Consider the following 8,618-nt stretch of genomic DNA (forward strand, 5'->3'; position numbering starts at 1 on the left):
GGCCACCCCGTGGCTTCGCCCCTGCCCAAGCCGCTCCTACCTGCGCACGCTGCCGTCGCCCCGTGGCGCTGGACCGCATGACGATCAGCGAAAGCACCCCAGCACAGGCCGCTGAAGATGCCTCCACCGACTTCTGGTTGCTCCTTCAGGGCGATTGTCCATGTTCCTCCACACCCGCTCGGAGCGCTCTTCGTGATCACTGAGTTCCGGCCCGTGCAGCGAGACGGCCGGACCGTGCCGTACATCACCCGCTGGGACAGCGAGCGAAACATCTCTGCCCAGCAGCTCCTCCTATCCTCCGAACGCCTCTCCTACATCGAGGAAGACGCCGAGGACCGCGACCGGTCCGGTGTGCTGTACGAACGCACCTCGGGCGACTACGGCACCGGCAACCCCGAGTGGCGCCAAATCCGCCCCCTGCGGCAGCGGCACGCGATGACGGACCTGCTGTGCCAGGTCTGCGCCCAGCCCCCAGCCGGACGAAGAAGGGCTGGCTCTTCCTCATCCCAGGGCGGGCAACCCCCACCGCCCTGGCGACGCTGGAAGGCCAGCCGACCACGCATCCGCCGCTGTGCCGGCCATGCGCCAAGACGGCCCTGGAACAGTGCCCACGGCTGAAGCACGTCATCGCTGTCCGCGCGCGGAAGTGCCCGCTGTGGGGAGTGCTGGGCGTCGTCCACCTCCCCGCATCGCCCGGCATGCACCACCCCGCGACCCGGCGCCTGGACGCAACCACCGTCCAGTACGGAACACGCACCCCAGGAGGGCTTCTCACCACCCGCTTCATCCTTGCGTCACAACTCCTGCGGCAGCTGCACCGCGTAACGGTCGTCGACCTGGACGCGGAACTCGCACTCGCCGCCTGAGCTGCGGGGGGCTCCGTGTGCGCCGCCTGCGGCACCCCGTCTCCCTGGGCCGCATGACGATCCAAGAGCAGCCGCTCCGCGCCTGCGAAGACCACAAGCCCGTCCGGGCCTGATGAAGGAAGGAACCGATCGGTGCCCACACCGATTTCAGCAGAACAGGCCATAGCGGACGCACGCGCGGCTGGCTACGAGCCGCAGGAGCCTTACCCCGGGCACACGGGGGCACCGTGGCGCGCTCGCTGCACGGAGCCGACGTGCGGTGCGCTACGGATCATTACCGCCGCTCGCGTGCGCCAGACCCCGCCGTATCGCTGCAAGCACCGCGCACGCTTGTCTGCAGAGGGGGCCCTGCAGCGAGTGCAAGCGGCCGGATACGAGCCGACGGTCCCCTACTCAGGCGACCCCACAGAAACATGGCCGTGCAGGTGCGTCACCTGCGGCCGGATCCGCTGCGTCAACCCGTACACACCCAACCCGTGTAGCCACAAGCGCCCTCCAGCGGGAGTCCACGCCGGCGCTCCCGACCAGGACTACCTCAAACTGCTGGAGCTGAGCCGGTACAAGCCGCTGGGCTCGTTGCCGATCCGGGCACGTGAGCGCTTCGCTGCCCTGTGCGAGCTGTGCAACACGCCCACCACAGTGACCCGGAACACCCTCCGGGTCACCACGAGGGCCCGGGGCTGGAAGCCGAGAAAGACGTGCAACCACACCATCACCCGCCATTTGAAGGCTGAGGAGTTGACATGGCTGCTGGAGGTCTGCCGGTTCGTGCCCATGAGTGACTCGTCGCCCCGGGACGACGAGCCGACGCCCGCTTGGTGCGTGCTGTGCAGTACGCCCACAACGGTGAACCTCTGGCGACTGCGCGAGACCGCGAAGAGGCGTGGGGACCAGCCGAGAACGCAGTGCCCCCCGCAGGGCCACCCTGCCCTAGACGAGGATCGACCTGCGACGCAGGCGATGGGCGCAGACTCGTGACGCATACCCACCCCACGGATATCAGCCTGATCAGAATGATCAGCGCCGCGATCGACAAGCCGGAGGCCAGGGCCGATGCGCTCTTGTTCCGGTGGACGGAGGCCGCTGCCGAAGACCGCGCCGTAGTGCTGTCCGCACTCGCCACCGAAGCCCGGACAGCGAACACGCCACACCCGCCCACCACCCCAGGCAGCCGTCTTGCGACTTGGCTACGTCAAGAGGCGTGGTTTTGGCCGATTGAGCAGCCCAGCAGTCCGCCTGAGCCCTTCCTTGTCACCCCCAAGAGTCTCCGCACCAGCCCTGCAGAGCAGTTGGTGGCAGCCATCCTGCTGCTCACCGCCGTGCACACCGGCCAGCTGCCGCCGATGCCGGCCAGGTGCGGCACCTGCGGTACCGACGTCGGACTCACCCTCCACGTCGAAGTACAGGACTCCGGCCCTGGTCTGCACCAGTTCCTGTGCCAGCAGTGCCGGCGACAGTCGTCGCAGCAGTACGTCCCGCCGAAGGTGGACGTACTGCTGCGACGACTGGAGGCAAAACGCGTCCAAGGCCAAGCCAGTACCTCTTTCTGAGCCTTGCGTCAGCAGGCCAGAGGCGTCACACCGAAAGTGGTGGCTTTCGCCAGCCTGGAGACAATCACGTAGTTCATTCCGGCTTGGTTTCGCTGGTGGTCGGCGCAGGCCATTGCCACAGCAGGGTGGAGCTGCCGTCCGGGGTCATCCTGGTCAGCTCTACTGTCACCCCAGGCACGCCCCACTGTCCCAGCCACTCGATGTACTTGTCCTCAGCAGTGCCCTCATCGGTCCACTCACAAGGAGCGGCGACCTGCCGGAGTGGAACTGGCAGGTGACGCGGTAGAGAGCCCCGTGGGGGTTGCGGAGTAGGGGTGGGCACTTGCCGAACTTTACGCGTCGCCGGTGTGCACGGGCCGGCCGCTCCGCGGGCTGTGGGCAGTGCGTGCGGTGCCTGGTGACGGGGGGTGGGAGAGCCACCAGTGGACGGTGTGCAGGCCGACGCCCAGGGTCTCCGCGATGCCCGCGGGGGTGCAGCCCAGCTGGTGGTGGAGGACCAGGGCGTCGTAGGGGCCCGGGCATGCGGCTATGGGCGGCACAGGCCGGGGGATGTAGCGGGCGAAGGTCTGCCAGGCGTGTGCGGTCAGGTCGCGGCGGGTCAGCAGGGTCTGCCACTGGGTGGCCAGGTCGCCGAACGCGCGCGGAACGGCTTCGGGGGCGCCGTGGAGGTGGGCGTAGCGCTGGTAGGTGTCGTGGTGGAGGAGGCAGAACGCTTCGAAGGCCGGCGGAAGGGTGATGGGCGGCAGGCGCCTGCCGCGCCGGGGTTCGGCGCGGGCCAGACAGACCGGCGCGGCGGCGGTGTTCATCGTGGCGGTGCCTCTCGGATCGGTCCGGGCGGTCAGCCGAATGCGGCCGCCGGCAGGCGGCCGGTGGATGGTGGCGCCGGGTGGGAGCTGCTGCTGGCCGTGGGCTGTTGATGGGTGGCGGCGTCTTCCCACAGCGGGCGGACCATCTCGGGCTGGCCGCGCAGGGCTACCACCAAGTTCTCGACGGTGCGCCACTCGGGAACGTCCTGGCCCTCGAGAAGGCCGGTGATGTCGGCGGGGGTCAAAGCGGGGCTGGCGGAGCGGATGCTGTCGGTGGGTGGCCGGGAGGCGGCCAGGTAGAGGCCGCGCAGGACGGTATGGAGGGTGCCGTCCACGGTGCGGCGCGGTGAGGCGTAGACGCTGTCGTGTGCGGCGGTCCACAGCGGGCGGATGTCCTCGGTGCTGCCGCCGCAGGCACGCACGAGTGCTTCGGTGATCCGCCAGGAGGGGAAGCGGTCACCGGCCAGGATGCGGGAGACATAGGAGCGGGAGACTCCGGCCTTCTTCGAGAGGGCGACCGCGGTGCAGTCGGCGTCCCGCATGAGGAAGGACAGGGCTCTGGCGAACTGGTCCGCTGGTGCCTGCACCTCCTCGGGTGTCTGCCTCGCCGCCGGGGGCGTACATGCAGCGGCGTTCGGTGGAGAGGGGGGCCGGGTGGGGCGTGGCGGAGGGAGTTCGGGGGGCCCGGCCGAGCCGGTGTGGTCTGGAAAGTCGGCTGCGTTTGCGGCTGCGGGGGGTGAGGTGAGGCGGCGGGCGCGCTGGCGCTTGCGTTCGGCACGGCGCTGCATGCGGCCGACGAACCGGCTTGCTGGCCAGGCCCGGCTGACGTGGGAGGGGGTGACATCCCAGCACTCGGCGAGCCGAGCCAGGGGTATGCCGCGGTCGCGGGTGACCTGCACCATGGCCGTGCTCAGGTCTTCGTGGTCTTGTCCCACATCCCGGGTGCGGTGCAGCAGGCGCATCCACTCCGAGGAGCTCAGATCCTCGTGGTCGAGTTGGTCGCGCAGCGCGGTGGCGTTGCGGGCCAGGTCGTCGGCGATCTCACGCAGCTGGCGGCGGTGTTCTTCTTCGTCGGACGGGCTGCTGGTGCGGGCGCTGCCGAGCGCGCTGCGGGCGGCCTTTCCGCACGCATCGTCGCAATACTTCCGGGGGCGGCCGTGCGTCAGCTGGCGGAGCTCCCTGCCGCAGTCGGGATTCTCGCAGTGCTGAGGCCGGGGTCGGATGCTGCTGTTCATGGAGATGTCCTTGAGGGCCGGGTCCGGTGTTTCCGGACCCGGTGAAGGCGGGTTTGCAATTACAGCCGCCCACGCGGCCGCTCGCGCTGGGCCAGGATCTGGCCAGGCGGTGAGAGCGCTCGCATGAGACGGTGCCGGCCAGGGCGAGGTCCCCGTCACCTCGGCCCTGGCAGCCTCGAAATGCTGGTCAGGGTGCGCTGACCTGCCGGAAGGCGACGATGGAGAAGACCGAGCCGCTCAGCATCGCGGCGGCAGTTCCTGCCAGCGCAGCGGCAACAGCGACCGGTCTCTGCGTGTGAGCGGCGGCCAGCAGCACACCCAGGGCACAGGCGGCCCCCAGGTGCACGTTGACTCGCAGAGCACAGCGCCAAGAGGTTTGAGCCAGCCGGAAATGCGAGATGCTACGGTCAAGACCCGGTCCCGCGAGCACGCGGAATGCCGGGTTTCGGTCAGCGGTCATCAGACCTCCCTGATCGACAACATGTTGAGGAAGTTCCCCGGGCCGGGGTCCAATTCGTCCCGGGGGCTTCTATGTTCGGGCACGCTACAGCGTCACCCACAAGACACGCACTCTAACGGTCAGTAAATGTCAACATCGGCAATCCGCCTCGAACCGGCCTTCGAATCAGGTCGCCGGGTCTGACACGCGAACGCTTCCGGTCCGCAGCCGTTCACGCAGGAGGTCGGTGGGGACAGGCCCGACGGAAGCCGTCGGCGCCTCCCGAAGGGTGGAGCACACCGGGACACCGGCCTTGGCCAGGCGGCGTGCACGAGGTTGCAGTGCTCGACTATCGCGAGCACTCCGCGGGTACGCATGATGACCACCGTCGCCGCGCCGGCAACCGGTCGAGGCGGATGGCCAGTTCACGGGGCGGTGGAAGACGTGCGCCGGGTAGGTGTGTAGCAGCCTGAAGCGCGAGGCGCCGCGTCCCTGTGGAGTACGGCAACGCTCAGCCGAGCCAGAGCAGATCCGTGATGCGTATTTCCCGCAGTTCTGCTTCCGGGGTGTAGCTGATCAGGACGGGCAATCGGTGCACGTCGACGTTGTACCGGCGGTCCCCGCCGCCCATGGGCAGGCCCGGCAACGGCTTGTCCGCCTCGATCGCGGCGCCGGCCTCGATCGCGAGAGCCCGGAGAAACCTCACCAGCTGGTCATGCAGCTCGGACTCGCCACCGGCCCGCATCATCTTCAGGACATGCGCGGCTTCCTCAGTGACGCGCACCGTCCAGCCGCCCGGAGAGTTCACCCCTCGCCGACCTCGTCGGGCAGCGCCACGAGACGGTGCCCCGCAGCGACGTCGGCAAGACGCCGGGTGCGCCCGGGCTGCGCCTCGAACAGGGCTTCCATCCACCACTTCCGCAGTGCGTCATCGAGCTGCTGTCCGCGCTCGGCCGATCCCACCTCTGCGAAGAAGGCCATGCGGTTGGCACCGGTCAGCGCGCTTGCTACAGCGTCGATGGTGCACGGGATGGGGCGGACCCGAGGGTCCACCGGGTACTCGGGCTGGGCACTCATCGTGTTCCTCCTGTGCTCCGGACGCGGCGGATGTATCCGACCGTAGCGGCAATCCCACCTCCGGTACGAGCCGGACGCACAACTGAGGCCGCAGCCGCAGCTCTCGTCGGCCACGGACAGAGGACACCGCTCGACCCTGCTACGACCTGGTGGAGGCCGCGGCGAATCCCGGTCGACCTGATCGGGCCTCCGGCACCACCCGTGGGGTTACGCGGCGCCGCGGATGGCGGTCCAGCCTGCCTTGTTGAAACCGGGCTTGCCCAGGGCGACGGCGGCCGGGGTGTCTTCCTCCTTCTGGTTCTGCATCGCGTGGAAGGTGTCGGCGATGCTGACCTTCCAGTCCCCCTTTTCCCAGCGGGCCACCGACAGCTGCCGGCTCCAGGAGGTCACCGCCTTCTTGTGGTCTTTGTCCTTGGCTGCCTCACGGGTCAGCAGCCAGGCACTGACACTGTCCGGAGAGGCGGAGACGATCTTGTAGCCGACGACGTCGACGTGCAACGACACTTCGCGCGGCAGCGGCTCGCCCTTCTTCACCCCCGCCTTGCGGCGCAGCTTCGCGTCCTTCTTCTCCGTCTTGGTCTTGATCTTCCTGGCGTTCTCCGCAGTCTGCTCGCCCTCGACCTGGTAGCGGTGCAGCAGGCGCAGCTGGACATCGGTGAAGTAGTGGTCCTTCTCGACGCGGACTTCGGCAGCTTCTTTCAGCATCGCGACCGCACCCTTGGTGGTGTGGGGAAAGTTCACCGGATCCCCGCCCACGGTGCGCTTGCCATGGGGCAGAGCGGCCGACTTCTTCGGCTCGGTCCAGTCCTTCGGCTTGGGGGACGACTCAGGGAGAGCTGTCTGCTTGGAGTCGTCGCTGCTGCCCGGGGCATCGTTGCTTCCGCAGCCTGCGGCAAGCAGGCAGGCGGCGGCCAGGGCGAGCGAAGCACCTGCGCGGTGCGGGTAGACGAGCACGGTGTAAGGACTCCTGTCAGACAGGGCGGACACGGTGATGGTCCGATGCTATGGACGGCCCCGGCGCCTCGACGCCCGTGGTCGTCCCGGAAGCACCGAACCCGGCCATACGCAACAGTAGCCAATGTCCTACTCTGCGTAGGCAGAGTTAGGCGTCACAAGGGGGGTCAGTGAGAAGCACGGTACGCAGCGCAGTGGCTGCGGCAGCAGCAGGGGTCCTGGCGGTCACGGCGGGGGCATGCTCGTCCGGAGAAGAGAAGACGCCCGATAAGCAGAACAGCCCGGAGAAGTCCTCGACCGCTCCCCCACCACCGTCCCGGAAGCAGTTGAAGAAGATGCTGCTGTCCAAGGGTGACCTTCCCCCCTCACTCAAGCAGCATGACAAGATCTTCCCCGTACCCCTCACACTCGAAGGGAAGCTGGAGGCATCCAGGGGAAGCTGCCAGCCACTGGCCGACGCTCTCGACATCGGGATGCCAGAGCACGCCCATGCCTGGGCGAAGCAGCGCTACGCGAAGGCCCCGAATGACCGCTTCACCGTGTCACTGGCCTCCTACACCTCGGAGAAGGAAGCGGCCGCCGCCGTCGGCAAGCTGAAGTCAGCGGCCGCAGCCTGCACCTCTTCCTTCCGTATCGCCAACAAGAAGGCCCACTACAACGACCCCTACAAGGGAGTGAAGAGCAAGCCCGCTCCGCAGCAGGGAGACCAGGCCCTCGCCTACGACCTGCAGGCGGTAGCCGACGACGGCAGCCGCCGCGAGTTCCCCTTCCTCCACATCTACGTCCGTGTAGGGAACGTCGTCGCCACCGTCGTCCGCGTGGGATCGGACCAGCCCGAAGACAACCACATCCCACCAGACCTGGTGACTGCCCAGGTCAACAAGCTCAACGCCCCCTAAGCCAAAGCCGCTCGCCGTCGAGGAGGGCTCGTTGCTCGTCCGGGGTAAAGAGAGGCTGGTGTGCTCCGCAAGCCCTGGGCAGCAGGCAGTGAGGCGGGAGGGCACCGCTCAGCTCGGCTACTACCTGGTGGAAGCCGCGGCGTAACCCGTGCCGAAGCGACACGACAGGACTTGGCCAAGGCCGGCTGCGGCGACAGCGAGCAGGGCCGTCGGCCAGTGACAGAGCGGGAGCAGTTCGCCGAGAGGGCGAGGCGGAGGTGTGTCTCATGACTCCCTCGGTGGTAGGCGCGGAGTTCCCGGATGAGAGCGGTGCCGCCCACACCTCCCGTCACTGCCACCGCCTGAGGGGCGTGCCTTGGCACGCCAGAGCTGAATGGGCTGGATGAGTGAACCTCACATCAGGATGACTCGCAGGCCTCGGCATCGTCGTTGACGGAGCATGGCGAAAGCTCCCGCTCCCCCTGCGGCACTCTTCACCAAGGGCATCGCTAGCCGAGTCCACATGCCGGCACAGATGGCTGCCGACATCGCGCAACTCTTCGAACTCGAAGGTTGGGAACAGGCGCGCGGGTTGTAGCGGCCCCTCCTTGATCGAGAGGACCGATCGCTGCCTCGGTCAGCCTGCCCGGGGGATGAGGCCCTCCGCTGGCGGCCCGGGCATGCGGTGACGGAGCTCCTGGACCTGGCGGTCGGTGTTCTGCCTCCGGACCGCGTGGACGTGATCGTTGTACGACACGGGTTGCCCCGTACACGAGCGTCCCTGCTCCGCCCCACAGTACGTCCTCAATCCAC

9 protein-coding genes are annotated in these 8,618 nt (G+C 68.2%); 3 read left to right on the forward strand and 6 right to left on the reverse strand.

Features of this window, described 5'->3' with window-relative positions; translation table 11 throughout:
- Positions 1 to 449 precede the first annotated feature (449 nt).
- Positions 450 to 866: a hypothetical protein gene (locus JW613_RS33605; RefSeq protein ID WP_209214698.1), complete on the forward strand. Its 417-nt coding sequence runs from the start codon at positions 450 to 452 to the stop codon at positions 864 to 866.
- Positions 867 to 1,879: 1,013 nt separating this feature from the next.
- Complete coding sequence (locus JW613_RS33610; RefSeq protein ID WP_209214700.1) at positions 1,880 to 2,416, forward strand: hypothetical protein; 537 nt, start codon at positions 1,880 to 1,882, stop codon at positions 2,414 to 2,416.
- 332 nt (positions 2,417 to 2,748) lie between these two features.
- Here the strand turns inward: JW613_RS33610 and JW613_RS33615 are convergent, their stop codons facing one another.
- From JW613_RS33615 to JW613_RS33640, 6 genes are all read right to left on the reverse strand, one after another.
- A complete protein-coding gene (locus JW613_RS33615) occupies positions 2,749 to 3,222 on the reverse strand; it encodes a hypothetical protein (RefSeq protein ID WP_209214702.1) in 474 nt (157 codons plus the stop codon).
- A gap of 32 nt (positions 3,223 to 3,254) precedes the next feature.
- Complete coding sequence (locus tag JW613_RS33620) at positions 3,255 to 4,457, reverse strand: helix-turn-helix domain-containing protein (RefSeq protein ID WP_209214704.1); 1,203 nt, start codon at positions 4,455 to 4,457, stop codon at positions 3,255 to 3,257.
- A 187-nt stretch (positions 4,458 to 4,644) separates the two neighbouring features.
- Entirely contained in the window at positions 4,645 to 4,917 is a 273-nt protein-coding gene (locus tag JW613_RS33625) for a hypothetical protein (RefSeq protein WP_209214706.1), read from the reverse strand.
- A gap of 490 nt (positions 4,918 to 5,407) precedes the next feature.
- Positions 5,408 to 5,704: a hypothetical protein gene (locus JW613_RS33630; protein WP_209214708.1), complete on the reverse strand. Its 297-nt coding sequence runs from the start codon at positions 5,702 to 5,704 to the stop codon at positions 5,408 to 5,410.
- Entirely contained in the window at positions 5,701 to 5,973 is a 273-nt protein-coding gene (locus JW613_RS33635) for a hypothetical protein (RefSeq protein WP_099876604.1), read from the reverse strand. The genes JW613_RS33630 and JW613_RS33635 overlap by 4 nt, the downstream gene beginning before the upstream one ends.
- Positions 5,974 to 6,180: 207 nt before the next feature.
- Positions 6,181 to 6,927: a hypothetical protein gene (locus JW613_RS33640; RefSeq protein ID WP_099876607.1), complete on the reverse strand. Its 747-nt coding sequence runs from the start codon at positions 6,925 to 6,927 to the stop codon at positions 6,181 to 6,183.
- Between the two features lie 170 nt (positions 6,928 to 7,097).
- Here JW613_RS33640 and JW613_RS33645 point away from each other — a divergent pair, with 170 nt between their 5' ends.
- On the forward strand, positions 7,098 to 7,826 hold the full coding sequence (locus JW613_RS33645) for a hypothetical protein (protein WP_209214710.1): 729 nt from the start codon (positions 7,098 to 7,100) through the stop codon (positions 7,824 to 7,826).
- The last annotated feature ends 792 nt before the right edge of the window (positions 7,827 to 8,618 follow it).

Source organism: Streptomyces smyrnaeus (assembly GCF_017676345.1).
Taxonomy (GTDB): Bacteria; Actinomycetota; Actinomycetes; order Streptomycetales; family Streptomycetaceae; genus Streptomyces; species Streptomyces smyrnaeus.